Annotated in this window: 17 protein-coding genes; 11 read left to right on the top strand and 6 right to left on the bottom strand. The window is 63.1% G+C overall.

Features of this window, described 5'->3' with window-relative positions; all coding sequences use genetic code 11:
- Window positions 1-6: 6 nt before the first annotated feature.
- A complete protein-coding gene (locus ACI3L3_RS14215; RefSeq protein ID WP_404845801.1) occupies window positions 7-2,367 on the top strand; it encodes a tetratricopeptide repeat protein in 2,361 nt (786 codons plus the stop codon).
- Between the two features lie 115 nt (window positions 2,368-2,482).
- On the opposite strand, the gene ACI3L3_RS14210 is transcribed toward ACI3L3_RS14215, so the two are convergent.
- From ACI3L3_RS14210 to ACI3L3_RS14200, 3 genes are all read right to left on the bottom strand, one after another.
- Window positions 2,483-5,155 (bottom strand): TIGR03960 family B12-binding radical SAM protein, encoded by a 2,673-nt coding sequence (locus tag ACI3L3_RS14210; RefSeq protein ID WP_404845800.1) that lies wholly within the window; start codon window positions 5,153-5,155, stop codon window positions 2,483-2,485.
- A 138-nt stretch (window positions 5,156-5,293) separates the two neighbouring features.
- Window positions 5,294-5,641, bottom strand: coding sequence for a hypothetical protein (locus ACI3L3_RS14205; RefSeq protein WP_404845799.1), 348 nt, complete (start codon window positions 5,639-5,641; stop codon window positions 5,294-5,296).
- 239 nt (window positions 5,642-5,880) lie between these two features.
- Window positions 5,881-6,690 (bottom strand): hypothetical protein, encoded by an 810-nt coding sequence (locus tag ACI3L3_RS14200; RefSeq protein WP_404845798.1) that lies wholly within the window; start codon window positions 6,688-6,690, stop codon window positions 5,881-5,883.
- 440 nt (window positions 6,691-7,130) lie between these two features.
- On the opposite strand from ACI3L3_RS14200, the gene ACI3L3_RS14195 reads away from it, so the two are divergent.
- Window positions 7,131-9,128, top strand: a complete 1,998-nt coding sequence (locus ACI3L3_RS14195) for a methyl-accepting chemotaxis protein (RefSeq protein ID WP_404845797.1) — start codon at window positions 7,131-7,133, stop codon at window positions 9,126-9,128.
- A gap of 79 nt (window positions 9,129-9,207) precedes the next feature.
- On the opposite strand, the gene ACI3L3_RS14190 is transcribed toward ACI3L3_RS14195, so the two are convergent.
- Genes ACI3L3_RS14190 through ACI3L3_RS14180 form a run of 3 tightly spaced genes read right to left on the bottom strand, consistent with a single transcriptional unit; the run spans window position 9,208 to window position 14,036 of the window.
- Window positions 9,208-12,399: an efflux RND transporter permease subunit gene (locus ACI3L3_RS14190; protein ID WP_404845796.1), complete on the bottom strand. Its 3,192-nt coding sequence runs from the start codon at window positions 12,397-12,399 to the stop codon at window positions 9,208-9,210.
- A gap of 54 nt (window positions 12,400-12,453) precedes the next feature.
- A complete protein-coding gene (locus ACI3L3_RS14185) occupies window positions 12,454-13,536 on the bottom strand; it encodes an efflux RND transporter periplasmic adaptor subunit (RefSeq protein WP_404845795.1) in 1,083 nt (360 codons plus the stop codon).
- A gap of 35 nt (window positions 13,537-13,571) precedes the next feature.
- Window positions 13,572-14,036: a MarR family winged helix-turn-helix transcriptional regulator gene (locus tag ACI3L3_RS14180; RefSeq protein WP_404845794.1), complete on the bottom strand. Its 465-nt coding sequence runs from the start codon at window positions 14,034-14,036 to the stop codon at window positions 13,572-13,574.
- Window positions 14,037-14,339: 303 nt separating this feature from the next.
- Here ACI3L3_RS14180 and ACI3L3_RS14175 point away from each other — a divergent pair, with 303 nt between their 5' ends.
- From ACI3L3_RS14175 to cysK, 9 genes are all read left to right on the top strand, one after another.
- Entirely contained in the window at window positions 14,340-15,587 is a 1,248-nt protein-coding gene (locus ACI3L3_RS14175; RefSeq protein ID WP_404845793.1) for a glycosyltransferase family 2 protein, read from the top strand.
- Between the two features lie 220 nt (window positions 15,588-15,807).
- Window positions 15,808-17,706 (top strand): molecular chaperone HtpG, encoded by a 1,899-nt coding sequence (htpG, locus tag ACI3L3_RS14170; RefSeq protein WP_404845792.1) that lies wholly within the window; start codon window positions 15,808-15,810, stop codon window positions 17,704-17,706.
- 228 nt (window positions 17,707-17,934) lie between these two features.
- Window positions 17,935-19,269: a murein biosynthesis integral membrane protein MurJ gene (gene murJ, locus ACI3L3_RS14165; protein ID WP_404845790.1), complete on the top strand. Its 1,335-nt coding sequence runs from the start codon at window positions 17,935-17,937 to the stop codon at window positions 19,267-19,269.
- Entirely contained in the window at window positions 19,266-19,982 is a 717-nt protein-coding gene (locus ACI3L3_RS14160; RefSeq protein WP_404845789.1) for a class I SAM-dependent methyltransferase, read from the top strand. The genes murJ and ACI3L3_RS14160 overlap by 4 nt, the downstream gene beginning before the upstream one ends.
- 4 nt (window positions 19,983-19,986) lie before the next feature.
- A complete protein-coding gene (asnB, locus tag ACI3L3_RS14155) occupies window positions 19,987-21,885 on the top strand; it encodes an asparagine synthase (glutamine-hydrolyzing) (protein WP_404845788.1) in 1,899 nt (632 codons plus the stop codon).
- Window positions 21,885-23,042 carry a glycosyltransferase gene (locus ACI3L3_RS14150; RefSeq protein WP_404845831.1) on the top strand — a complete coding sequence of 386 codons (1,158 nt, stop codon included), beginning with the start codon at window positions 21,885-21,887 and terminating at the stop codon, window positions 23,040-23,042. The genes asnB and ACI3L3_RS14150 overlap by 1 nt, the downstream gene beginning before the upstream one ends.
- Window positions 23,043-23,177: 135 nt before the next feature.
- Window positions 23,178-24,023 carry a Fe-S cluster assembly protein NifU gene (gene nifU, locus ACI3L3_RS14145; protein WP_404845787.1) on the top strand — a complete coding sequence of 282 codons (846 nt, stop codon included), beginning with the start codon at window positions 23,178-23,180 and terminating at the stop codon, window positions 24,021-24,023.
- On the top strand, window positions 24,020-25,210 hold the full coding sequence (gene nifS / locus ACI3L3_RS14140) for a cysteine desulfurase NifS (protein WP_404845786.1): 1,191 nt from the start codon (window positions 24,020-24,022) through the stop codon (window positions 25,208-25,210). Before nifU ends, nifS begins: the two co-directional genes overlap by 4 nt.
- Before the next feature lie 122 nt (window positions 25,211-25,332).
- The gene (gene cysK / locus ACI3L3_RS14135; RefSeq protein WP_404845785.1) at window positions 25,333-26,271 is read left to right on the top strand and encodes a cysteine synthase A; all 939 of its coding nucleotides are present in this window, start codon (window positions 25,333-25,335) and stop codon (window positions 26,269-26,271) included.
- Window positions 26,272-26,273 lie beyond the last annotated feature (2 nt).

Below are 26,273 nucleotides of genomic sequence, written 5' to 3'. Positions count from 1 at the left end.
ACCTCCTTGCTACCCGATACTGGCCTGACCCTGTCGCGGCGCGACCTGATCTCCTTTGAGGACATCCTGCGGGAGGAGATCGCTTCGTACCTGTCGTTTACCTCGTACAGCCTCTTTTTCCCGCGCTCCGTGGACGGGGCCGGCACGTGGGCGGACCTGCGCGAAGGGCGCGCCGTCATCCTGCCGGAAGAAGGCAAGGCGCTCTTGCCGCTGGCCCTGCACGGGCAGCTGCTTGGCGTATTTGCCGCGCGCGGCGTGGAGGTGGACCCCACCCCGTCGCTGCCCACCTACCTTGCGGCCATGGCGTGGAAAAGCATGGAAAAACTGCTGCTGTACAAGGCCGCAATGACGGACCCGCTCACCGGGCTGGCCACGGCCCCGCATTTTCTGCGCGTGGTCTCCGGCGACATTGCCGGCGCGCAGGACGGCCTGATGTCCCCGGCCGGGGACTGCTTGGCCGCACCCGGCACCGAGGGGGCGTCCTCCTTTGGCCTTGTGCATATCGCCCTGCCAAGCATGCCCGAATGGCAGGACCGCTACGGCTACACCTTTGGCGACCGCGCCCTGTGCAGCGCCGCCGCCGCCCTGCGCGACCTGCTCCCGGAGCAGGCCGTGGCCGCGCGCCTTGACGGTGACGCCCTTGGCGTCTTCTGGCCCGGAGCCACGCCCGTGGACTGCCGCGAACTGGCGGACCACATTGCATCGGGCCTGCAAACCGTCGCCGTCCCGGACATCATGCTGGGTATGGAAATGGCGCTGGACGCCACCGTTGGCCTGACCCACTACCCAACGGACATGCCCGCACGCACCCTGCGCCAGTCCGTACGCGAACAGGCCGGAGCCGTCCTTGCCAAGGCCGCGCGCGCCGCAGGCTACGCCACCCACGGCGCGGCGTTCAGCTTTGGGCAAATTGTGCAGGAAGGCGGCACGGTCACAGAGATTCTGCCGCTGAACCGCATCACCGTCAGCCTTGGACGTACCGTTGGCGCGGCCGAGGGCCAGCGCTATCTTGTGTGGTCCGACGACCACGGCGGCGGGCCGGACACGCCCCCCATGTACAAGGGGGAAATCGTCCTCATGGAGGTCCGTGCCACGACATCCACGGCGGATGTGCTCTACCTTGCCGACACCTCATGGACCATCACTCCGGGGGACCGCCTGTCCCTTGCCCAGCAGTCCGAAGAGGCCCCGGCCTCTGGCGCGCGCGGCGACGCCCCCCGGCGCGACCTGCTCACGGGACTGCTGCTCTACCGCGACTTTTTGGACCACTTCGCGCAGGAGCGCGACGCCTGCGACAGCTTCAGCATGGTGCTGGCACGCCTGCCGGACGCCGGGGAAAACGACACGCCCGTGCAGACGGAAATGCACCTGCGCGACGTGTCCGCCATCTGCTCGGACCTGTTTGGCGACAGCGCCGTGGGTGGACGCTTCAGCATTGGCAGCCTGATTTGGTTCCTGCCCGGATGCACGGGGGATGACGCGACAGACTTGTGCGCCGCCGTCCAGCGCCGCCTTGAGCCTGTGTTGACCACGCCGCCCGCCTTTGGCATCGCGCCCTTCCCGCACCTTGGCTTCTCCCGCGCGGACGCACTGGATAACGCCCGCAAGGCCCTTGCCTACGCGCAGATGCTCCCGGCGCCGCGCATTGGCGTACTGGATTCCGTGGCCCTCAACATCAGCGCGGACCGGCTGTTTGCGCAGGGGCGCATCTACGACGCCATTGAGGAATACCAGCTCTCCCTGCTGGCGGACGAAGGCAACACCGTGGCCCGCAACTCCCTTGGCATTTGCCTTGCGCGAACGGGGCAGTTGTCCAAGGCCAAACAGCACTTTCAAACCGTTATCGACCGCGACAGCGGCAACCTTTTTGCCCGCTACAACCACGCCTTTGCCTGCCAGAAAATGGCGCAGTATGACAACGCACGCGCCGCATACAACGACTGCCTCGCCATTGACCCGGACCACGTGTTCAGCCTTATCCGCCTTGGCGAGTTGGCCCAGCGCGACGGCGACTTTGATGCCGCGCGCGGCTACTACACCCGCGCGGCGGCCATTAGCGGCGGCGAAAAGCTGACCCACCGCTTCCTCGCCCGCCTCGCCCTGGCCCAAAAAAATCCTGACGAAGCGCGCGAGCACCTGCACCAAGCCATCCTGCACGACCCCAAGGACGCCGTGTCCCTGCACCTGATGGCGAAGCTGTACCTCGACAACGGCGAGGACCCGCACATCGCGGAGGTACTGGCCCGCCAGTCCGCCGCCCTTGCCCCGCGCCAGCCGCAATTCTGGAAGGAACTCGCCCGCGCCCTCACCGCGCAGGGCAAGGCCGAGGACGCCCACAACGCCCTTGTCCGCGCGGAAAGCGTCTAGCCACCGTGCCGCTCTCGGTCCCGTGCCCTTTGCCCCCACTGCCATATACAACAAAGAAAGCGCCGGAACGGTCTCCCGTTCCGGCGCTTTGCGTCGTGTCGTCTGATTCTGGTGCCTAGTCCGGCATCTCCATCCACTGGCGCAGCTTGCGCAGGACAAAGCGGTCCTGCGTCAGGTCCGGCAGCACGGCAAGGATGAGCCGCAGCGGATTGACGTATTTTTCGCTCCAGTCAAAACGGATGGCCAGCGTCCGGTCCCCCTCGCGGGAGAAATGCTTGACGCGGGGGCGGATGTCCATGGTGCGCGGGCCTTTTTTGGTCTGGCGCGTCCACGGAATCTCATCCTGCTCCATAGCGGTCTCCCACGCCTGCATCCACGCATCCGCGCCGTCGTCGAGGAAGGTCAGCACATAGTCCTCAGCCACGGGCTGGGGCTGCTTTTTCGCCAACGACAGGGTCTCCACCCGCACAAGGTCAAAGCCGATGGGGAGCTGCGACGCGATGCGGCGCGAGAATTCATCAATGGGCATGGCTTCGCGCAGGTAGAGGTTGAACCACTCCTGCTCGCTCTCCACCCCAACGGGCAACGCCATGCCAAAGGACATGCGCGGCAAGGGGTGGAAGCCCTGCGAAAAGCTCACGGGGATACGGGCGCGGCGGAGCACACGCTCCAGCATCACCTGCATCTCCACCTGCGAGACGAACCGGGCCAGACCGCTCTTGGCGTGCCAAATGCGGTAGTGCGCGGCCTTCTCCGCCAGCGGTCCGAGGGACGGCGGCTTGGGCTTGGCGCGCGGGTTCGCGGGCTTGGCCGGAGCCTCCTCCACAGGCGTAGCGGCCTCGGCCTGCGGCTCAGGCTGGACGGGCTGCACCTCGGGAGCGGTGGTGGCGTGGGTGTTGGACTCCTCGGTGGCGTCACACTGGTCGCGGTGCTCAAAAATCACGCGCGGGCGGATGTCCATGTCCTTGCCCTGCTGTTCCAGTTCGGTCTGCCGTCCGTCCATGTTGCACACGCCGCAGTTGCGGCAGGTGTGGTAGCGGCAGTCCGGGGTCAGGCGCTCCTCAACAGCGCGGCGGCGCTCCGTGAGCAGGAAGGACTTGCGCACGCCCGGATGCAGGTGATCCCACGGCAGGGGACCTTCAAGGTCACGGGCGGCGAGGAATTCCATGGGGTCCAGCCCCTCTTCCGCCATGGCCTCAAGCCACGGCTCCAGCTTCATATGGTCTATCCAGCTGGCAAACAGCGCTCCCTTGGCCGCCGCACGCTCCACAACCGGAGCAAGGCGGCGGTCACCGCGCGAAAAGATGCCTTCCAGAAAGCTCATCTCCGGCATATGCCAGCGCAGTTTGATGCGTTTGTGGGGCTTCAGCTTCTCACGCAGGTAGTTCACGCGCTCGCGCACCTCGTCCATGGTGAGCTGGCGCTCCCACTGGAAGGGGGTGTGCGGCTTGGGCACAAAGGGCGACACCGCCGCCGTGACCTGAAAGCGCTTTTCGTACTTGCCCGCGCAGTCGCGCACCTTGAGGCACAGGTCCACAATGGCGTCCATATCCTCGAAGGTTTCCGTAGGCAGACCCAGCATGAAGTACAGCTTCACCTGCTGCCAGCCGCGGTCGTAGAGCTTGCGGACGTGGGCGATGAGGCCTTCTTCGGTGACGCCCTTGTTGATGACGTCGCGCAGGCGCTGGCTGCCCGCCTCCGGAGCAATGGTCGCGCCGGTGCGGCGGATGGAGGCCATAAGCTCCATGATGCGCTCGCTCACGGACCCAACACGCAGGGACGGCAGGGAAATAGCCACCTGCTCCTTGCGGCAGCGGCTAAAGCTCTGCTCAAACAAATGCTCCAGGCCGGAATAGTCGCCCGTGGACAGGGACAGGAAGGACAGGTCCTCGTAGCCGGTCTTCTCAAGCCCATCGGCAATGAGGGCGTCGAGTGTGTTGGGGTCGCGCTCGCGGGCGGGACGGTAAATCATGCCCGCCTGACAGAACCGGCACCCACGCGTACACCCGCGCGCAATCTCCACAGCCAGCCTGTCGTGCACGGGCTGGGCAAAGGGCACAATGTGATTGGTGGGGAACGGCGTCTCCTCCATGCTCTCGACAATGGCCTTCTCCACGTGGGGGTAGTCCTCACGCAGGGGGCGCGGCGGCTGCGCCGCACCGGGGCTGTCGAACAGCGAAGGGATGTACACACCGGGCATGTGGCGCATGGACTCAAGCGTCTCGCGGCGCGAGTGCCCGGCCTTTTTGGCGGCGTCGATGTGCTCCAGAATGCGCATCTGCACCTCTTCGCCGTCGCCAAGGACCATAAAGTCCATAAACGGCGCAATAGGCTCGGCATTGAAGGTGCATCCACCGCCCGCCATGATGAGGGGCGCCTCGCCAAGGGGCAGGTCCATGCGGTCCTCGGTGCGGCGGGGAATGCCGCCAAGGTCCAGCATATGCAGAATATTGGTGTAGCACAGCTCGTGCGTGACGTGAAAACCCACCAGATCCATCTGCGCCAGCGGGGTGTCGGACTCCAGCGTACACAGCGGCTCGCCGCGCTCGGTCAGGATGGCCGCCACGTCCTCGCCCGGAGTGAAGACGCGCTCCGCCCAGAACGCGTCGCGCTCGTTGATGATGCCGTAGAGGATTTTCTGGCCAAGGTAGGCCATGCCGACCTCGTACAGGTCGGGGAAAGCCAGCGCCATCCGCACGGACACGGTTGCCGGGTCCTTGTGCACGGTGCCGGGTTCGGTGCCCATATATTTGCTGGGACCGTTAAAAAGCGGAAGTAGTGAACGCATTCGTGCGCCTCCGGCGGTGCTGGCGCATCCGCCTGTGTCGTCGTGACTGGTGGAAAAGCCCGTAGGGGCAAAGCCACTGGGGTGGCAAAAAAAGGGCGGCCCGCAGGCCGCCCCAAAACATCGCCGGACCGCCAGTCGCTACTTCTTGAGAAGCTGGGACAGGTCGGAAACGTTGCCGCCCTGGCCACCGAGATTGTTCAGGTCGCCCGGCTTGGCGAGGGTGAGGTTGGAAGCCGCCTCAATGTACTTGTTCTTCAAGTCATCGGGGCAGTTTTTGTATTCGTAGATGACGTATTCGTAGGAAATTTCAGCGTCAATCTCGTTATCAAAGGGGTAACCGAAAGGCAGCAGCATCATCTGCACGCCCTGCTGGGCAGGAACGGTCTGCAGGATGGCGGCGTCTTTGAGCTGCTTTGCTTCTTCGTCGTACTTGCCGATGACCATCTCACCGTTGATGAGCTTCACCAGGCGAATATCGTATGCCATAATGGTATGTCTCCTTACTCGGGTTTCACGTGGAAAGTAGAGTCTCCACCCCACCCTGTCAAGCAGTGGCCCGATCAGGATGCATTCCTCTGAAAATATTGACAATACACGAAAAAACGCCGCCTCTGCCTCCGGGCGAGGCGGCGATGTTGCACACTCGGGGGACGCGCGGCCGACGAAGGCGGGCTTATCACCACCACTGGCGCGGCTGCGGGCGCTCCCGCGCAGGCGGACGCCAACTAGGCGGCTTCCCCGCCCTTTTGCTCCACGGTGCGCAGAAACTTTTTCAACTGCACGATGTCCGGACCCAGCTCAAGGGCGCGGCGGCCAAGGGTCAGCGCCTGATCATAGCGCTTTCCGGCGGCGGAAAGCCGCGCAAGGCCAAAGAGCACATGGGCGGTGTCACCGCTTTTTTTCTGCGCACGCTGGAAGTACTCCATGCCACGCTTGAGGTCCTTGGTCTTCACGGCGGCTTCGTAGAGCATCTCGCACGCGCGGCGGCTGTTGGGGTCCACCTCAAGGGCTTTGCGCAGGTGCTCGAAGGATTCGGAATAGAACCCGGCGGCCTGCAGCCTCTCGGCAATCATCAAAAACAGCGCGTCCTCATCCACGTGGACGTCCACGGCCTCGCGGAAGGATTGCTGGGCTTCCTTAATCATGCCGCGCTCCAGATAGCGGGTGCCGCCAAGCAAGGCGCGGTCAATCTTGAGCTTGCGCTCGCGCATGGCCTCCATGCTCTCCCGCCGCTGGTCCTCCTGCATGGCCTTGATGATGGGCACCAATGCGGCAAGGAGCTTTTTCTCCTGCCCCTTGCTCCACGAAAGCGGCTGGGCGGACATTTCCTTGACCTTGGCGATGCCGGTGACATTGCCGAGGTTTTCACGCACGAGGTTGCCAATGCGCTGCATATCCATGGAGTGTATCTTGTGCTGAATCATCAGCTTCAGCGCTTCCGCAAGGGCAATCAGGCTTTTGAGTTCCTCACCCTTGCGGTACGCGGCGCGGCACCGGTTGAGATGCTGTTCGACAATCTGGGCTGCCTTGGGCATATGCGTCCTTTTTGCTTGAATATCTCTTGTGATGGAGCGGTCCCACGCATCGGCGGGCGCCGCGTCGGACTATCCTAGCAATTTCGGGGCACTTTTTGAAGATATTCCATAACGCGCCCCCCGCGAAGCGCAAAACCGCATCCACGCCGCGCCGCGTCTGTGCTGCGCAGGTTTGGCGCAGGGCAGACCGCCCACCACAGGGGGGAATCCATTCGGGACAAAAGGTCCTGCACTATGGTATAAACGTCAAAGCGAGATTCGGACAATCCCGCCCGCGTGCAACGCGCACGCGCATGGCTTCACCGGCGACGCACCACCACGGCGCCGCACGCCGAGGCCCCGCCCCGGCCCTGCGGCTGACGCATATGGTGGCATCTCCGGTTTTCCATGACCAGTTCACCCAGAACAGTGCAGTTGCCTCCTGCACAGGAGATCACCCAATGGCCAACACGTCTTCCTCTTCTTCCCGCACAACTCCCCTTCTGATTCTTGGCGGCGTTCTCTCTGTCCTGTGCCTTGCCGCAGGAGCGCTGGCCTCGTTGTGGGCGGGAATCGGAGCGGCCGTCATCGGCCTTATCCTCACCGCAGTTTTATACCTTGGCGCGGCCAAGACGCAGCGCGAGGCCGCCGCACAGGCCGACCTGGCCCAGCGCGATATTGAATCCTACCGCGAGGAGGCGGGCCTGCTTTCCCGCGCACTTGCCGCGGCGCAACTGCCCATTATCGTCTGCGCGGACGCCGAAACCGTCTGGGGCGCCAGCATGGCCATGGCCGAACTTGTGGGCGCGGACGACCCGTCCGAGCTCAAGGGCCTGCCCCTGCGCGACGTGCTGGGCGAAGAGCTTGCCCTGTCCCTCGCGCGCGAGGGACGCGCCGGGAGCGTTGACGGCACCCTGCACACCACCGGAAAACAGGTCCGCGTGCATATTGGGCGCGACATGGACACCGGCGTTTTTGCCCTGCAAATGAGCGACACCACGGAAATTGACAATTACTGCACGGAATCCGAACAACAGCGCCAGCAGTTCAAAAACGCCTTTGCCTCGGTGAACAAGCTCGCCCAGCGCCTTGCCAGTTCCTCGGAGCTCATGAGCGCCCACGCCGACGAGCAGGCGCAAGGCTCCCGCCGTCAGAAGGAGCAGACGCAGGCCGTCGCCGAAGCCGTGGAAAAGCTCATGGAAGCGGTGATGGAAGTGGCCGAGAACGCCACCGGCACCTCACAGGCCGCCGAGTCCGCCCGCTCCGAAGCCGCCGACGGCGTGCAACTGGTGCGACAGGCCGTGGACCACATCAACGCCCTGTCCCAGTCTGCCAAGGGCCTTGCCGAACAGTTGGCCGAACTGGATAACCGCACCGGCGAAATTGGCCGCATCATCGGCGTCATCAACGACATTGCGGACCAGACCAACCTGCTGGCCCTCAACGCCGCCATCGAGGCCGCCCGCGCTGGCGACGCCGGGCGCGGCTTTGCCGTTGTGGCTGACGAAGTCCGCAAGCTGGCGGAAAAGACCATGGTCGCCACCAAAGAAGTGGAGAGCGCCATCCACACCGTGCAAAGCTCCGCCAAGGACGCCGTGGAGTCCATGGACGTCACCGGCAAACAGGTGGAACAAAGCACCGAGCTGTCCAACAGCGCCGGCGAGTCGCTGGAAAAGGTCATGGAGCGCATTGACGACATGGTGGACCGCGTGGCGCAAATCGCCTCCGCCGCGGACGCCCAGTCCGGCCACGCCGAACAGATTTCCGGCAGCATCGACGAAATCGCCGACATTGCCCGCGACGCCGACGAAGGCGCATCCCAGCAGGCCTATGCCACCCGCGACCTTGCCAAGCTCTCCAGCGAACTGCTTACCCTGGCCAAGGCCACGGGCGAAGATGGCGCAAGCTCCGGCTTTATGCTGAAGGAAGGCGAAGGCATGATGAAGGGCGTTCTGCCCCAGCTCATGCATGAATTCATTGAGCAAAAGCTCGGCAGCGAAGCCTTCAACGCCGTGCAGGAAGAACTGGGCGAGCCGACCTTCCTGCCGACGGAAAGCTACCCCGATCACGTGCTGACGCAGATGGCGGACATCGCCGCCGGTGTCACCGGCAAAAGCCGCGACACCATCTTCCGCGAGCTGGGCCACTACACCATTGGCGGCTTCCACAGGATGTACAAGCGCTACTTCAAGGCCGACAACCTCAAGGACTTCCTCCTGCGTATGAACGACACCCACGCCGACGTCATCAAAAATATGCCCGGCATGGTGCCGCCCAGCTTCACCATTGAGGACAAGGGCAAGGTGCTGTTCATGAACTACCACTCCAAGCGCGCCCTGTTTGCCTACTTCCAAGGCATCCTTGAAGGCGCGGCCACATTCTTTAAGGAGAAGGTGGACGTCAAACTCAAGCCCCTTGATGCGGAAACTGCCCGCGCGGAGATCCATTTCAAGGGCTAGCTCCCCACTCCCGCACACGCAAAACGCCCCCGCCGGACAATCCGGCGGGGGCGTTTTTTCGTTTCAATGCGCGGCGCTGTTAGGCGTCGTACGCGGCTTCGGCCTCGCTGCGGCGGCGCTCCCAGCCAAGGAAAAACATCAGCAGGCTAGGAATCACAAACACCGTGAAGATGGTGGACAGGGCAAGTCCGCCCAGAATCACGGAGCCAAGGCCGCGGTACAGTTCGGAACCGGGACCGGGGGCCACGGCCAGCGGCAGCATGCCGAAGATGGACGTCAGCGCGCTCATGTAGATGGGACGCAGACGCGTGCGCACGGACTCCAGCACAGCCTCCTTGTAGGCCATGCCGTGGTCGCGGATATTGTTCAAGCTCTGGTGCACGATGAGGATGGCGTTATTCACCACCACGCCGATGAGGATAACGAAGCCGAGCATCGTCACCACGTCGAGGGGCTGGTAGGTAATCAGCAGGTTCTCCAGCTTCAGGCCAAGGAACCCGCCCGCCGCCGCAAGGGGCACCGTGAACAGGATAACGAACGGATACAGGAAGTTCGAGAACAGCGACGACATCAGCAGATAAATGATGACGATAGCCAGCACAAAGTTCCACTGCAGGGCCTGACGCGTCACGGTCAGCTTGTCCGCCGCACCGGCAAGGCGCACGTCAATATTCTCCAGCAGGCCGGATTTCTGCACATCAGGAATGATGCCGTTTTGGATGGTCTCCATGGCCTGCTCCAGCGGCAGGGTCTCGGGCGGCGTCACCTGCAGGGTGATGGTACGGCGGCGCTCAAGGTGACGGATTTCCGTAATACCGTTGGCGCGCTCAAGGTCCGTCAGCAGGGAGACCGGGACCAGCCCCGTGGCCGGGGTGGCAAGCTGCGCATCATACAAGGCCTCCGGCGTCGAGATATCCTCACGCGAGGCCTTGAGCACAAGGTCAATCTTCTTTTTCCCCTCTTCCTTAAACTCGCCCACCTTGCGGCCGTCCATGAGTACGTCGAGGGCAACGCCCACTTCGCCGGCAGTCATGCCCGCGGCGCGCACGCGGTCGCGGTTCGGCGTCATGCGCACTTCGGGGAAGGAGAGTTCAAGGGACGGCTTGGGGCGAATCTGCGCGCCGGGTACAGCGCCGTTGATGGCCCCAAACAGCGCGCCGCCGGCGGCGGTGAGCTGCTCCAGACTATCACCGGACAGGTCAAGGTCAATGGCGCGGCCGCCGCCAAGGCGGTCCTGAAAAATGCCCGCCTGCAGGCTGACGCCAAAGGTGCCGGGGATGGAGTTCGCCACCTGCGACATCTTGCCCAAAAGCTCGCCGGCCCGCTGCTCGTGCCGGGACACCACGCCAAAGATATTGAACCCCGGCGCGCCCACGTAGAACATATTCTGAATACCGGGCAGGCCTTCCCACTCGTCGTTATCCAGAAGCGGTCCGGTCTCCTTGAAAATCTGCTCGCCCATGGCGTCCTTTTCGGACACGGACAGCCCCGGCGGCGGGATAAGAATATTCACCAGCAGGTTTCTGTTGCCCTGCGGCAGGTATTCCATCTTGGGCAGAAACAGCCACGACATGCCAACGGCAAACACCGTCAGCGACACCACTGTCACAAGCCGCGACACGCGCGAGGACAGCGCCAGTTCGCTCAGTCCCATCATGAGGCCGGTCACGGTCTCACCAAACCTGTCAAAGGCGCGGGTGACGGGGTTGCATCCTCGGGTGCACGCGGCGTCGTCCTCGCCCTTGCCTTTGCCCCCTTTGCGGCGGCCAAGGCGCTTCTCCGTAAAGGTGAAAAACTGGTTGCACAGCATGGGGATGACGGACACGGACACAAACAGGGAAAGCGCCACGGCGCAGGTCACGGCGATGGCGATGTCCTTAAAGAGCTGGCCCGCTTCCTCCTCCATAAACACCACGGGCAGGAAGACCGCCACAGTGGTGAGGGTGGAGGCCAGCACCGCGCCCCAGACCTCTCGCGTGCCGTCATAGGCGGCGCGGAAGGGCGACTTGCCCAGTTGTTTCCGGTGCCTGTCGATGTTCTCCAGAACAACGATAGCGTTATCCACCAGCATGCCCACGGCAAAGGATATGCCCGCAAGGGACACCACGTTCAGGTTGCGGCCAAAGCCGCTCATAAAGATGAACGCGCCGATGATACTAATGGGAATCGCCACAGCTACGATAACCGTGGAGGAGAAGCTGCGCAGGAAGATGAGCAGCACGCACACCGCCAGCACGCCGCCGATGATGATATTGCGCTTCACAAGGTCGATGGCGCCGTTGATGTAGGGGCGTTGGTCGTAGGACCAGTCGAGGAACACGCCCCGGTTTTTCAACTTGCCGTCGTTGAGCTTTTGCACCTCGTTCCACACGTCGTCGGTGACCTGCAAAACGTTGGCGCCGGGTTCGGGCTTCACACCCACGGCGATGCCGGGGTCGCGGTTATGCATGATGGAGGCTTCGCGCTTTTCGTAGCCGAATTCGGCAAAGCCCACGTCGCGCAGGTGCACCCGCCGCTCCCCCGAGGAGCTGATGACCATGTCTTCAATCTCCGCCGGGGACTTGAACTCGCCAATGGACCGAATGCGGTACTCACGGCGGCCAAGCTCCATGTTGCCAGCGGAAATGCTCATGTTCTCGGCCTTGAGTACGGCGATGAGCTTGTCGATGGTCAGGCGGTGGGCGGCCATTTTCACCGGGTCCACAATGACATGCATCTCGCGCTCGGTGCCGCCGCCCACAAAGAGTTCGGCCACGCCGTCCACACGCTCCAGATACTGCCGCACCTCGTTCTCAAAGAACGTCCGGTAGGTGTCGATGTCCTTATCGTTCTCCGGCAGGTTCTTGAGCATCATCCAGATGATGGGGTTGGTGGACTCGCCCGTGGCGCTGATGACGGGCTTATCCGCCGTCAACGGGTAGGAGGGAACCTCGTTCAGCTTATTGGAGACGCGCAGCAGCGCGTCGTCGGCGTCGGTGCCGATTTTGAACTTGAGGGAAATTCTACCCCGTCCGGTCTGGGAACGGCTTTCCATCTCCACAAGGCCGGAGACGCCCTTGAGCACTTTCTCCTGTTCCTCGATGATGTCGCGTTCCACCTCGTAGGGGGTGGCGCCCGTCCACGTGGTGGAGACGGTGATTTCCGGCTCCGTCACGGTGGGCGTCAGCTGGTAGGGCATGCCAAACAGGCCAATAAGGCCAAAGAGCACCACAAGAATAATGCCCACAAGCACGGTCACGGGCTTCTTAATGGAATACTGGATGAAATCCATCAACTCTCCCCGGTAGTCGCACCAATCCCGGCGCGGAAGCGAATTGCGGTCGAACTAGATTCTGTCGGAAACGATGACGGACTGGCCCGGGCGCAGACGCTCGTTGCCCTTGACCACCACGTCCATGCCAGGCGACAGGCCGTCGCCGGATATGGCGGCGTCCAGCCCCATATAGTCGCTGACCCGGATGGGCACAGGCTGGGCCGCGCCATCGGCAATGGTAAAGATAACCGTGCCCTGCGGCGATGTGACCACCGCGTCGCGCGGAACAATGAGCGACTGCACAGGCGCGCCAATGGGCAGGCGGACCTCCGCGTCCATCCCCTGCGCAAGGCCGGGGGCATCCTTGATGCGGACCTTCACCGGGAAGGTGCGGGTGGTTACGTCGCCACGCGGAATAACGGCGAACACAACGCCCTCGTACTCCTCGCCGCCGACGCGGACGGGAACGGTCGCCCCTTTCTGCACCGTGCGCAGTACGCTGGCGGGCACGTTGACGTGTACGTCCACGGCGTCGTCACGGGCCAAAACGGCCACAGTGGATCCCGGAGACAGCCATTCGCCCCGCTCCACCTCGCGCGAGAGCACAACGCCCGTAAACGGTGCGGGCACGCGGGCCTTGGCCAGTTCGATGGTCATTTCCGCCACCTCGGCCTGCAGGGCGTCCACGCGGCGCTCCAGTTCAATAACGCTGTAGCGGGAGTCGTCGAAATCCTGCTCGGAAATGGTTCTGCTGGTATACAGGCGGCTCAGGCGGCCAAACTCTATACGCTCCCGCTCAAGGGACGCACGAGATTCGGCCAATGCCGCTTTGGATGCGGCAAGGCGCTCTTTGGTCAGGCTGGTATCAAGGGCCACAAGACTTGTGCCCCGGGAAATGCGGTCGCCTTCCTCAAAGCTTACACGCACCACGCGGCCGCTGACTTCAGCGGCCACATCGGCAACCTCTGGGAAATAGACCGTGCCAACGTACACAGACCGAGGCGTCACCGAACCGGAGACGGCCTTGGTCACGATAACCTTGGCGGGAGGTGGTCCCTGCTTGTTTTGCGAGGAATCCTCCTGCGCGCCCGCAGGGAAGGCGCACATAAGAAGGATGAGGGCGGACAAGACAACAGCAGCAGGCAGACGCGACATAAGCAGACCTCCGGCCGCCCTCATGGCGGCTCGATTTAACTCGTGGTTTCGCGCATATCAACGATGTGGTTACACAGCGTGTTGAGCATGCGGACCAGTTCCTTCTGTTCGTCATCACTCAGGCAGGAGAACGCCTTGCTGGCGAGGTCCATGACAAAAGGCATGACTTCGCCGCGCAGCTCGCGGCCTTTGGACGTCAGGTAGATTTTGTAGGTCCGCCTGTCCGAGGGGTCCTTCTCGCGGTAGACTATACCTTTCCCTTCAAGGACGTCTATCATCCGCGTGATGTTCGCCGTATCCTTGAAGGACAACTCGGCCAGCTCCTTCTGGGAGCGCCCTTCCTGCTCCCACAGGTGGCACAACAGCGCCCACTGCTCGCTTGTCACTTCGATTCCGGCTTCGCGCAGGTAGCGGCGCAGCTCAAACTTGATGGCCTTGCCCGTACGGGCAATGACGTAACCTGGGTAATTGGTCAGAAAATATTTCTCTTCTGTAATCATAGTGCAACATCCCCTATAGTGAGTGCTCACCCACTATCCCCGCAAGTCTTGTGTGTCAATGCTTTTCGACAATCAGCCGGGGTCCCGGCCAATTTACATTTCCCTTGGCACAAGATTGCGTTATCTTTGTACGATGGAGCGAGACTGCAATCCGTCAGGCGCCACTCGCGCCTGCGCCCCATCGATTGTCTGCAACAGTGGTCACCTATAACAGATGATTATTGCGGGAACAACAGTCTTCCACCTGATCTTTTTTTGCATGATAAATCAGGGAACTAGTTCCAAAACACCAGGGGAAACGCCATGAAAACGCCACATTTTCGCGTCGCCATCATCATCCCCGCACTCAATAATCCCGCCCTGACCTCCGACTGCCTCACCTCCATCAAAGCCACCACGCAGGGGCACAGCATCGCCGTGGTGGTGGCGGACAATGGCTCCGAGGCCGACAGCCTGCACATGGTGAAAAAACACCTTGCGGCCACCTTTCCGGAAAACGGCGTTCTGCTCCAGAACCCGGCGGGTACGCCCTTCGGCGTCGCCTGCACCCGCGCCGGACAGGCCGTTGACAGTGATTTTCTCTTTCTGCTCAACAACGACACCCTGTGCGAAGACGGCTGGCTGCCCCCGCTTCTTGCCGCCTTTGACGACACGCCGGACCTTGGCGCCGCAGGGCCGCTGCTGCTCTTCCCGGAAACGCGCACCGTGCAGCACCTTGGCGTGGCCTTCCACCCGGACATGGGACCGGAGCACATCTACTCCCACGTTCCCGGCACGCACCCCCTGTGTCAGGTGCGCCGCCCGGTGCAGGCCATCACCGGAGCGGCCATGCTCATACCGCGCCCCCTCTTTTATGACATGGGCGCGTTCTATGAGGGCTACCGCAACGGATTCGAAGATCTTGAACTGTGCTGCCGCCTGCGTCAGGCCGGGCGCAGCGTCCGGGTTGTGCCCTCCAGCACGGTGCTGCATGTGGGGGGCAGCACAGAAGGACGCTTTGCAAGCGACATCCACAACGGCCGCCTGCTGCGCGAGCGCTGCCCGGACTGCTTCGAGCCGGACTTCCACGCCCTTGTCACGCGCGACGGCTTTGAGGTCCGCCTCACCCGCGCCCTTGACCCATACCCCGCCCTGCCGTGTGAACGCGGTGAGGAACTGGCGCGCCGCGCGGCGGACAAGCCCCTGAGCGTCATCATGGACACCCTCGCCCGCGAACTCTTCTGGGAGGAAGGCTACCACCTTGCCATCTCCCGGCTGGAGGCCGCCGGGGACCTGAGCGGCGCGCTGGGCGTTCGGTATACGCAGTCGCTGTTCATGCCCCACGCGGCCAATGCCGCCGCCCTTGCGGGTCTGGCCGCCCGCTGCGGGCACACGGACCTTGCCCGCGCCGTGTCCGCCACCTGCGACACCCTCCTCTCGCGGGAGCGGGACACCGCCGCCCTCACCCAGACCGCCCGCCGCTACGCGGACCTGTTTGCCGCGCGCGGGGACGAACGCCACGCCGCGCTCTACCGCCGCTGGCTGGAGCCTGCGACTCCGTCCGCCCACTAGGTGGGGATGCTCCACGTCCCACGGGGCCACCACATGTCTCCAACCAACAGGTGTGGACGCTGACCAGCGTCTGCGGCGCGCCGCACGGCCCCAAAGCCCCGCCCGCACGGCACGTCCCCAGCCCACCTCGCAGGGTTTCTGCCACCCGCCCCCTTGACAATCCGCACCACGAAATTATGTGCAAGAAGAAAAATTTTGTCTGAAAGAGGAGGAATCCCACATGGCTGCACAGCACAGCGAACATACATTTAAGGCCGAGATCACCCAGCTTCTCGACATCATCACCAACTCCATCTACACCAACCGCGACATTTTCCTGCGCGAGCTTATCTCCAACGCGTCTGACGCCATGGACAAGGTCCGCTTTCTGACCTCCAGCGGCACCGACGTGGTGGACTCCGACGCCGAACTCGCCATCACCATCACCACGGACAAGGACGCACGGACCATCACGGTGACGGATACCGGCATCGGCCTCACGCGCGATGAGCTCATCGACAACATCGGCACCATCGCCCACTCCGGTTCTGCCTCCTTCATGGAAGAGGCCGCCAAAAACGGCACGCAGGCCGATTCCATCATCGGGCGCTTTGGCGTTGGCTTCTACTCCGTGTTCATGGTGGCGGACAACGTCACCATCACCAGCCGCTCCGCCATGCAGGATGCCACCCCCGTGGTCTGGACCTCCGGCGGAACGGGCAGCTACACCATTGAGGACGCCGAAGGCGACGTGCCCCGCGGCACCACCATCTCCATCCACCTGAAGGAAGACGCCGCCGACTTTGCGGACACCGAGCGCCTGAAGGGCATCATCCGCGAGCACTCCAACTTTATCTCCTTCCCAATCAAGGTGGACGGCGAGCATGTGAACACCCAGCCCGCCCTGTGGCGCGAGCCCAAGTTCCAGATTAAGCAGGACCAGTACGACGAGTTCTACAAGTTCCTCACCTACGACACCAACGCCCCGCTGGACACCCTGCACATCGCGGTTGACGCGCCCGTGCAGTTCAACGCCCTGCTCTTTGTGCCGGATATGTCCTCCGGCGGCTTCTTCAACGATCCCGAAACCTACGGGCTGGACCTGTACGTGCGCCGCGTGCTCATCGACCGCCGCCACAAGGACCTCATCCCGCAGTATCTCGGCTTTATGCGCGGCGTGGTGGATACCGAGGACCTGCCCCTTAACATCTCCCGCGAGACGTTGCAGGAAAACATCCTCATCGACAAAATCCGCAACACCGTCACCAAGCAGGTGCTCACGCGCCTGGCCAAACTGGCCGAGGACGACGCGGAAAAGTACGCCTCCTTCTGGAAGAACCACCACAAGGTGTTCAAGCTGGGCTACAGCGACTTCATGAACAAGGACCGCTTTGCCGAGCTGCTGCGCTTTAACTCCTCCGCCAACGAGGACGCCGACGGCCTGACCTCCCTCGCCGAGTACGCCGAGCGCATGAAGGACGGCCAGAAGGAGATCTACTACATCTCCGGCAACAGCCGCGAGGCCATCCGCCTGAACCCTCACGGCGAAATCTTCCGCCGCAAGGGCATTGAAGTGCTCTACCTCTACGAGCCTATTGACGAGTTCATCATGGAGGCCCTGCGCGAGTACAAGGAATTCCGCCTTGTGGCCGCAGAGCAGGCCGACATGGCCGCCCTTGAGGCCTTCAAGGACACCGAGGACGGTCCCGCCGCCACCGAGACCCTGTCCGAAGAGGACGAAAAGACCTTTGACGACGTGCTGGCCGCCATCAAGAGCATCCTTGGCGAGCGCGTGGAAGATGTGCGCGTCTCCCGCCGCCTCAAAGACAGCCCCGCCTGCCTCGTCAGCGCGGACGGCACCAGCTCCCAGATGCAGAAAATGATGCAGATTATGTCCAAGGACACCACGCCCCCGGTCAAGATTCTGGAGCTGAACCGCGACCACGCGCTGGCCCGCAACCTGCTGAAAATCTACAAGGGCGACGCCGAGGACCCGTTCTTCCGCACCAGTGTGGAGCATCTGTACGAAGGCGCGCTGCTGCAGGAAGGCTACCTGAACGACCCGCACGCCCTTGTGGCGCGCATCAACGAGCTGCTTGAAAAGTCCAGCGGCTGGTACGCCGAAATCAAAAACTACTAGCGCTCTGCGCTCTTCCAGCTTGCCGCGACCGGCCGGCTGGCCCCTGCGCGCAGGGACTCCTTCCCCCATATAACAAGCCGCCCCGGACCACGATTGGCCGGGGCGGTTTTGTTGTGTCGGCCACACCGCCTAACCGCCCCTTCGCGTTGACAGAACTTTCCCCCTACGGCTACCTTACACTGATGCGTTCTCCGTCTGCGCCCGGTCTCTGATCAACGGGAGTCCCCTGTGCCGCAATCCCGATCCGCCTTTGCCAGCATTCTCGGCTCCGCGACGCTTATTGCGGCCCTGACCGCCGTGGTTAAACTCGGCGTGCTTGGCCGCGACATCATTGCGGCCCAGCGCTTTGGCACCGGCGAAGCCATGGACGTTTTCTCCATGGCTATGGTGCTTCCTGTTTTTGCCGTGGGCATTCTTAGCGGCTCTTTTGGCTCCGCCGTCATTCCCGCATACTTACGCACCACCACACGGCTGGGACGCGATGCAGGCCAAGCTCTTCTTGGCGGCATCAGTCTGCTTGGCGGCGCGGCGCTCCTGACGGCATCAGTACTGCTGGCTGTATGCGCGCCCCTGTATGTCCCCCTTCTTGCCGGCGGCTTTGATGCCGCCAAAACAGCGGCCGTCGTCCGCGCCGTTCAGGTGCTGGCCCCATGGACCTTCCTCAATGGCCTCGTCATGCTTGCCGCCAGCATTCTCAATGCCCAGCAGCGCTTTGCCGCCGCCGCGCTTTCCCCCATCACCACCCCCACAGCCACCATCATGCTGCTGCTTCTGTATCCACAGTGGGGCGTCATGTGCCTTGTGGGCGGACAAGTGGCCGGCGCAGCCTCGGAAATTCTTGTGCTACTCGTTGTCCTGCGCCGCAGGGGGCTGTCCCTGCGGCCCCGGTTAACCTTTCCGCGCGCCCCCTTGGTGGATGCCATCACCCAATACGCCCCCGCCCTTGGTGGCGCGGTACTTATGAGCAGTACGCTTGTGGTGGATAACGCCATGGCCGCCCACCTTCCCGCCGGAAGCGTCGCCACACTCAACTATGCCAACCGTCTCATCCTCCTGCCCATGGGCCTCACGGCCATGGCCCTTGGCAACGCGGCCATCCCCTACCTTGCCCAGCTGGTGGCGGAGGACAAAACCCCCGAAGCCTTTACCGTTGTACGGACCACAGTTCGGCGCATTTTCCTTGTAGCCATTCCGGCGGTCGGCCTGCTCATTCTTGTGGCGGAACCAGCCATCACCATTGTGTTCCAGCGCGGGGCCTTTGCCGTGGACGATGCGCAGGCCGTGGCCCGCGTCTTCTCTCTGGCCGCTCTGCAACTGCCCTTTTACATCGCGTCCATTATGCTCATCCGGCTGATTGCGGCGCTCAGGCGCAATACCCTTGTCGCCCGCGCCGCGCTCTATAACCTTGTGCTCAACATCATCCTCAACGCCGTGTTCATGCGCATTTTTGGCGTTGCAGGCATCGCACTGTCCACATCGTGCGTTTACGCCTTTTCCTTCTGCTATGTCGCCCTTGCCCTGCGGCGCATCGCACGCTCCACCCCACCGGAGGCCGCATCATGAATCAGGAAGCCATCTGGACCTATTTTCAAACCAGCGGCGTCGCCTCCTTCGCGCACAGCCGCACCCGGTTGGAACATCTTGTACGCCTTGCCGCCGCCCATACCCGAAACCTGCCAGCCACTCCCGTCATGCTCAACATCGGCATCGGCAACGCCTACATTGAACGCGCCGCAGCGAAACGCGGCTGGACCATGAAGGCACTGGACATCAGCCCAGAAGCCGTCGCGGCACTGGACATACCCGGCGTTGAGGCACACTGCGGGTCCATCACCGACATGCCCTTTGCCAGCGCAAGCCTTGACGCTGTGTTCTGCTCCGAGGTGCTGGAGCACCTGGGCGACGCCGACCTTGCCGCGGCCATCACAGAACTCGCCCGCGTCCTCAAGCCGGAAGGACTCCTTCTCGGCACGGTGCCCCACGAGGAAAACCTCGCGGACTCCATCGTAGTCTGCCCCGACTGCGGTGTGCGCTTTCACCGCTGGGGCCACCAGCAGAGCTTTACCGTCCAACGCCTACGGCAGTGCCTGACGCCGGAGTTCCTGCCCCGGCACACGGGGGTACAGTTCTACAGCTCCCGCTACCCATACGGCCTGCGCAGCATGCTGGTGCACTGGGCGCGGACCCTGCTCAGAAAGACTGGTATTGCATACGGCTACGCCAATATTGTGTTCACCGCCCAGCCCGCCCCACACAGCACCGCCAAGGAGCCCTAACCCCATGTGCGGCATTGCAGGATTTTGGACCACAGCGCCAGCCCCCCAGACCACACGGCGCGCCGCCGCCAAACGCATGGCGGACGCCCTTGCCCACCGGGGGCCGGACGCCGAGGGGTTCTGGTGCCCCGATGACAGCGGAATCGCCCTCGCCCACCGCAGGCTGTCCATCCTCGACCTGTCGCCGCGTGGGGCCCAGCCCATGCACTCGGCGACAGGACGCTACGTCATCACCTACAATGGCGAAGTGTACAACCACCTTGACCTGCGCGCAGAACTCGGTAGCCACGCCCCAGCCTTCAAGGGCACCTCGGATACCGAAACAATCCTCGCCGCCATTGAGCATTGGGGGATGGAAGCCGCTGTCCCCCGGTTCGTCGGCATGTTCGCCTTTGCCCTGTGGGATACGCAGACGCACACCCTCTCGTTGGTCCGCGACAGGCTGGGCATCAAGCCCGTTGTCTATGGGCTGGCGGGGCATACTCTACTTTTCGGCTCCCAGCTTGCGGCCCTGCGCGCGCACCCGGATTGCGCCGCACCCATGGACCGCAACGCGCTGACGCTCTACTTCCGCCACAATGCCATCCCGGCCCCATATACCGTCTACGAAGGCATCGCCAAACAGCGCCCCGGCACCATCCTCACCTTCCGTGCTCCCGAGGCACCACCGCAGGAAACCACCTACTGGAGCGCGCGCCGCATCTGGCAACACGGGGCGCAGAATCCCTTTTCCGGCAGCCTTGATGACGCCGAGGACGAACTGGACGCGCTGCTTTCCAATGCCGTATCCTGCCGCCTCCTCTCGGATGTCCCCCTTGGGGCGTTTTTGTCGGGCGGCATCGACTCCTCTACCGTGGCCGCACTGATGCAAAAGGCCAGTTCCACCCCGGTGCAAACCTTTTCCATCGGCTTTTCAGAGGCCGCCTACAACGAAGCGCCCTACGCCGCAGCCATCGCCCGCCACCTCGGCACCGCCCATACCGAGGCCATTCTCACGCCACAGGACATGCTCCGTGCCATACCGGAACTCCCCCGGCATTGGGACGAGCCCTTTGCGGACTCCTCGCAACTGCCCACCCTCCTCGTAAACCGCATGGCGCGACAGCATGTGACGGTGTGCCTCTCCGGCGACGGCGGCGACGAACTCTTTAACGGCTATTCCCGCTACTTCTGGACCCACCGTTTGTGGTCCATTCTTCGCACGATACCGCGCCCCGTCCGCGCTGCGCTGCCGTCGCTAGCGCGCCTGCTTCCGCCTCGTGCGTGGAACGTCCTCGGGCCGCGCGGCCAGCGCCTGCGCTGGCGGCTGGACGGACTGGCCTCGCCAAACCATGCCGCGCTGTACCGGTTTCTTGTGTCGCACTTCAAACATCCAGACCGCCTTGTCCTTGGCGGCACGGAACCACAGCCCCCAACACCGCCGGCGGACGACGACCTGTGGCGGGCCATGAGCCTGACGGACATTGAAGGCTACCTCCATGACGACATCCTGACCAAAGTGGACCGCGCCTCCATGGCCGTCGCCCTTGAAGCGCGGGTTCCCATCCTTGATCACCGGGTCGCAGAATTTGCCGCGCGCCTGCCCACAGCGCACAAGATTCAAGGCGGCGCCGGAAAGCACGTCCTGCGCCGCGTCCTGCACCGTTATGTTCCATCGCGCCTTGTGGAGCGCCCCAAGATGGGCTTTGCCGTGCCCATCGAACACTGGCTGCGCACGGACCTGCGCGACTGGTGCGAAAGCCTGCTTGACGAAAACCGCCTGCGGCAGGACGGCTACCTTGATGTGGCCACGGTCCGCCGCATGTGGACCGAGTACCGCGACGGGGAATCCAACTGGTACTACTACCTCTGGGACGTGCTCATGTTTCAGGCGTGGCTTGATGCGTGGGAGCGGGGGACGTGATGCGCATCCTTTTCCTTGCCCGTTCACTGGAAACTGGCGGCGCGGAGCGCCAAATCATGTGCCTTGCCAACGGCCTTGCCGCACTTGGGCATGATGTGGGCATTGCGGTTTTTTACTCGGGCGGGGGGTTTGAAGAAGACCTGCGCGGCGTCTCCCTCCTGCCACTAGGCAAGACCGGGCGCTGGGACCTGTTCGGCTTCCTCATACGCCTTCGCAGCGCGGTCCGCGGCTTCGCCCCGGACGTGCTGTACAGCTTCATGACACCGCCCAATATCCTTAGCGTGTTCTGTCCCGTCTCGTGCCGAGTGTGGGGGATACGAGCCTCTGACATGGATTTGTCCCAATACGACTGGATGCACGCGGCCTCCCACTTCATTGAAGCGCGCCTTTCCCGTTTTGCCTCCTGCATCATCGCCAACTCCCATGCCGGGGCCGCTGTGGCCCGCCAGCGGGGCATGCCCGCAGGCGCACTGTGCGTTGTTCCAAACGGCATAGATACTGACGCATTCTCCCCAAAGGCATCCTCCCCACAAGAAATCGCCCAGCGCCGCCATGCATGGAAGGCCGACAATGACGCCCCGGTCATCGCCCTTGTCGGACGCATCGACCCTATGAAGGACCACGCCACGTTCCTCCGCGCTGCGGCAAAGCTCGTCCCTAACGTACCCAATCTGCGTGTGGTCATCGTCGGGGACGGAGACAACGCCCTGCGCACACGGCTGACGGAGCAGGCCGCCGCACTCGGTCTCACGCAGCACATCATCTGGCACGGGCCAGAGCGCGACATGCCGCGCCTCTACCCCGCCCTTGATGTGCTGTGCCTCACCTCGGCGTGGGGTGAAGGCTTTCCCAATGTTGTGGGTGAAGCCATGGCCTGCGGCGTTCCCTGTGTGGTGACCGACGTTGGCGACGCCGCACATGTTGTCGGGGAAGCCGGACGGGTGGTTCCCCCCGAAAACCCAACGGCCATCGCCGCCGCCATCCACGCCCTGCTCAGCCTGCCTCGTGATGAACGCCGCCGCCTCGGGCACGCCGCGAGACAGCGCATCATCGACGTCTTTTCCGTCAAGGCCATGCTGACCACAACCCAAACGCACCTCCGCTGCGCCAAAGACACGTGCGCAGCGCGCTCAAAACAGGTACATTCCCGGTCATGACGGGCACTGCGGAACCAATTTCTGAAAATTTGACATGCATCACTTCCCTCTGGAAGAATTCGGACTTATACTCTCAACAATGCTTCAGCCCGGAGAGGAATAAACCGGCCGGGCGAAACGCCAGGAGGCAATCCCATGTGGGAATATACCGATAAAGTGAAGGAATTTTTTCTGGAGCCGAAGAACGTCGGTGCCCTTGAGGACGCCAACGCCATCGGCGAGGTAGGCAGCCTTGCCTGCGGCGACGCGCTCAAGCTCTTCCTCAAGATTGACGACAACGGCGTCATCACGGACGCCACGTTCCAGACATTTGGCTGCGCCAGCGCCATTGCCTCCAGCTCCGCCCTCACGGAACTGCTCAAGGGCAAGACCGTGGACGAGGCACAGTCCATCACAAATAAGGACATCGCGGAATTCCTTGGCGGCCTGCCGAAGGAAAAGATGCACTGCTCCGTCATGGGGCAAGAAGCGCTGGAAGCCGCCATTAAGAACTTCCGCGGCGAAAAGGTCGAAAAGGTCGAGCTGGAAGGCGAGCTGGTCTGCCACTGCTTCGGCGTTACGGACGAAGCCATCCGCCGCGCCATCCGCGAAAACGACCTCAAAACCGTTGAAGAAATCACCAACTTCACCAAGGCCGGTGGCGGCTGCGGCGACTGTGTCCCCCAGCTGGAAGAACTGCTGCACGAAGTGCGCGGCGAAAAGGCACCCGCCCCTGCCGCCACTGAGGACGCAAAGCCCCTCAGCAACATCCAGCGCATGCAGCTGGTCATGAAGGCCGTTGACGAAGAAATCCGCCCCCGCCTGCAACAGGACGGCGGCGATATAGAACTTGTGGACATCACCGGCACCGTGGTTCAGGTGGCCCTGCGCGGCTCCTGCACCAACTGCCCATCCAGCCAGCTGACGCTGACGGACTTCGTCCAGAAAACCCTCCGCGATCAGGTTGATCCTGAAATCGTGGTCAAGGAGGTCTCCGCATGAGCCAGCGCGCCATCTACCTCGACAACAACGCCACCACGCAGGTCGCGCCGGAAGTCCTTGACGAGATGATGCCCTATTTCTCCGAGCTGTACGGCAACCCGTCCTCCATGCACACCTTTGGCGGACAGGTTGGCGCCAAGCTCGATGAAGCCCGCCAGCGCGTGGCCACAGGCCTTGGCTGCGAGCCGGGAGAAATCATCTTCACCGCATGCGGAACGGAAGGCGACAATACCGCCATCCACTCCGCCCTTGCCGCCCAGCCGGACAAGCGCCACATCATCACCACCAAGGTGGAGCACCCCGCCGTGCTCAATGTGGTGCAAAAGCTGGAAAAGAAAGGCTACGACGTCACCTACCTGGGCGTGGACGAAAAGGGCAATCTGGACCTTGAGGAACTGAGGGCCAGCCTGCGCCCGGACACGGCCCTCGTCTCCGTGATGTACGCCAATAACGAAGTGGGGAACATCTTCCCCATCCCGGAGATTGCCCGCATCGTGAAGGAGCATGGCGCGCTCATGCATACCGACGCCGTGCAGGCCGTGGGCAAAGTTGAGATTGACCTGAAGACCCTGCCCGTGGACTTTTTGGTGCTCTCCGGCCACAAGCTGCACGCGCCCAAGGGCATTGGCGCGCTGTTCGTGCGCCGCGGCACGCCCTTCCGCCCCTTTATGCTGGGCGGGCATCAGGAACGCGGCCGCCGCGCCGGTACGGAAAACACCGCCGGCATCATCGCCCTTGGCAAGGCCGTGGAACTGGCCACCCAGCACATCGAGGAAGAAAACACCACGGTGAAAGCCCTGCGTGACAGCCTCGAAAAGGGCCTACTGGCCGCCATAGACGACGCCCGCATCAACGGCGACCCGGATAACCGCCTGCCCAACACCACCAATATCTCCTTCAAGTACGTTGAGGGCGAGGCCATTCTGCTGCTTATGGACCGCCTGCACATCTGCGCCAGCTCCGGCTCGGCCTGCACGTCCGGCAGCCTTGAGCCGTCGCACGTGCTGCGCGCCATGGGCGTGCCCTTCACCTTTGCCCACGGGTCCATCCGCTTCTCCCTGTCGCGCTACACCACGCAGGAAGATGTGGACCTTGTGGTCAAGGAAATGCCCGCCATCATCACGCGCCTTCGCGAAATCAGCCCCTTCCGCGGCGACGACTCCGAGCTGCCGCCCTGTACCTGTTGATATGACCTTCCGGCCCGGACGCGCCGCGGCGTTTCCGGGCCTTCTTTCCATCCCGGACAATACCGTCTTTCGGAGGCCGCACCCCGGCCCCCGCAACAGCCGACCAAAGGACACATCCGGCCATGAACATTGCTAGGGATATGACGGAACTTGTAGGCAAGACGCCTCTGGTGTACCTGAATGCAGTGACACAAGGCTGCACCGCAACCGTTGCCGCCAAATTGGAATTTTTCAACCCCTGCGGCTCCGTCAAAGACCGCGTAGGGGTGAACATGCTTCTCACCGCCGAGCAGCAGGGCATCTTGAAGCCCGGCGCAACGGTGGTAGAACCCACCAGCGGCAACACCGGCATCGGCCTTGCCCTGATGTGCGCCGTACGCGGCTACCGCCTTATTCTGACCATGCCCGAAAGCATGAGCATAGAGCGGCGCAAGCTGCTTGCCGGATTTGGCGCGGAAATCCGCCTGACTCCGGCTGCGGAGGGAATGTCCGGCTCCATCGCCACTGCCCGGCGCATTGTGGACGAAACGCCCGGCGCGTTCATGCCGCTGCAGTTTGACAATCCGGCCAACCCGGCCATCCACTCCTGCACCACCGCCCATGAAATATGGGACGACACGGACGGCGGCGTGGATATCTTTGTTGCCGGGGTCGGCACCGGCGGCACCCTCAGCGGCGTTGCCAAAACGCTGAAGGGCGAAAAGCCCGGCGTAAAAATCGTGGCAGTGGAGCCTGCCGAATCCCCGGTTATCTCAGGCGGAGCATCCGGTCCGCACGGGATTCAGGGCATTGGCGCGGGCTTCATCCCCAAGAACCTTGACGTGAGCCTTGTGGACGAGGTGACGCCCGTCCCCACGGACGACGCCCTCGCCATGGCGCGCCGCCTGATGCGCGAAGAGGGCATCATGTGCGGCATCTCCGCCGGTGCGGCAGTGCACGCCGCCGTGGAGCAGGCAAAACGCCCCGAAAACGCAGGAAAGCTCATCGTCACAATCATCCCCGATACCGGCGAACGGTATCTGAGCACGCCCCTGTTCACTCAGGATGAACAGCAGGGCTAAAG

Source organism: Desulfobaculum sp. SPO524 (genome assembly GCF_044987625.1).
In the GTDB taxonomy this organism is placed as follows: domain Bacteria; phylum Desulfobacterota; class Desulfovibrionia; order Desulfovibrionales; family Desulfovibrionaceae; genus Desulfobaculum.
This window is presented reverse-complemented; position numbering and strand designations above follow the sequence as displayed.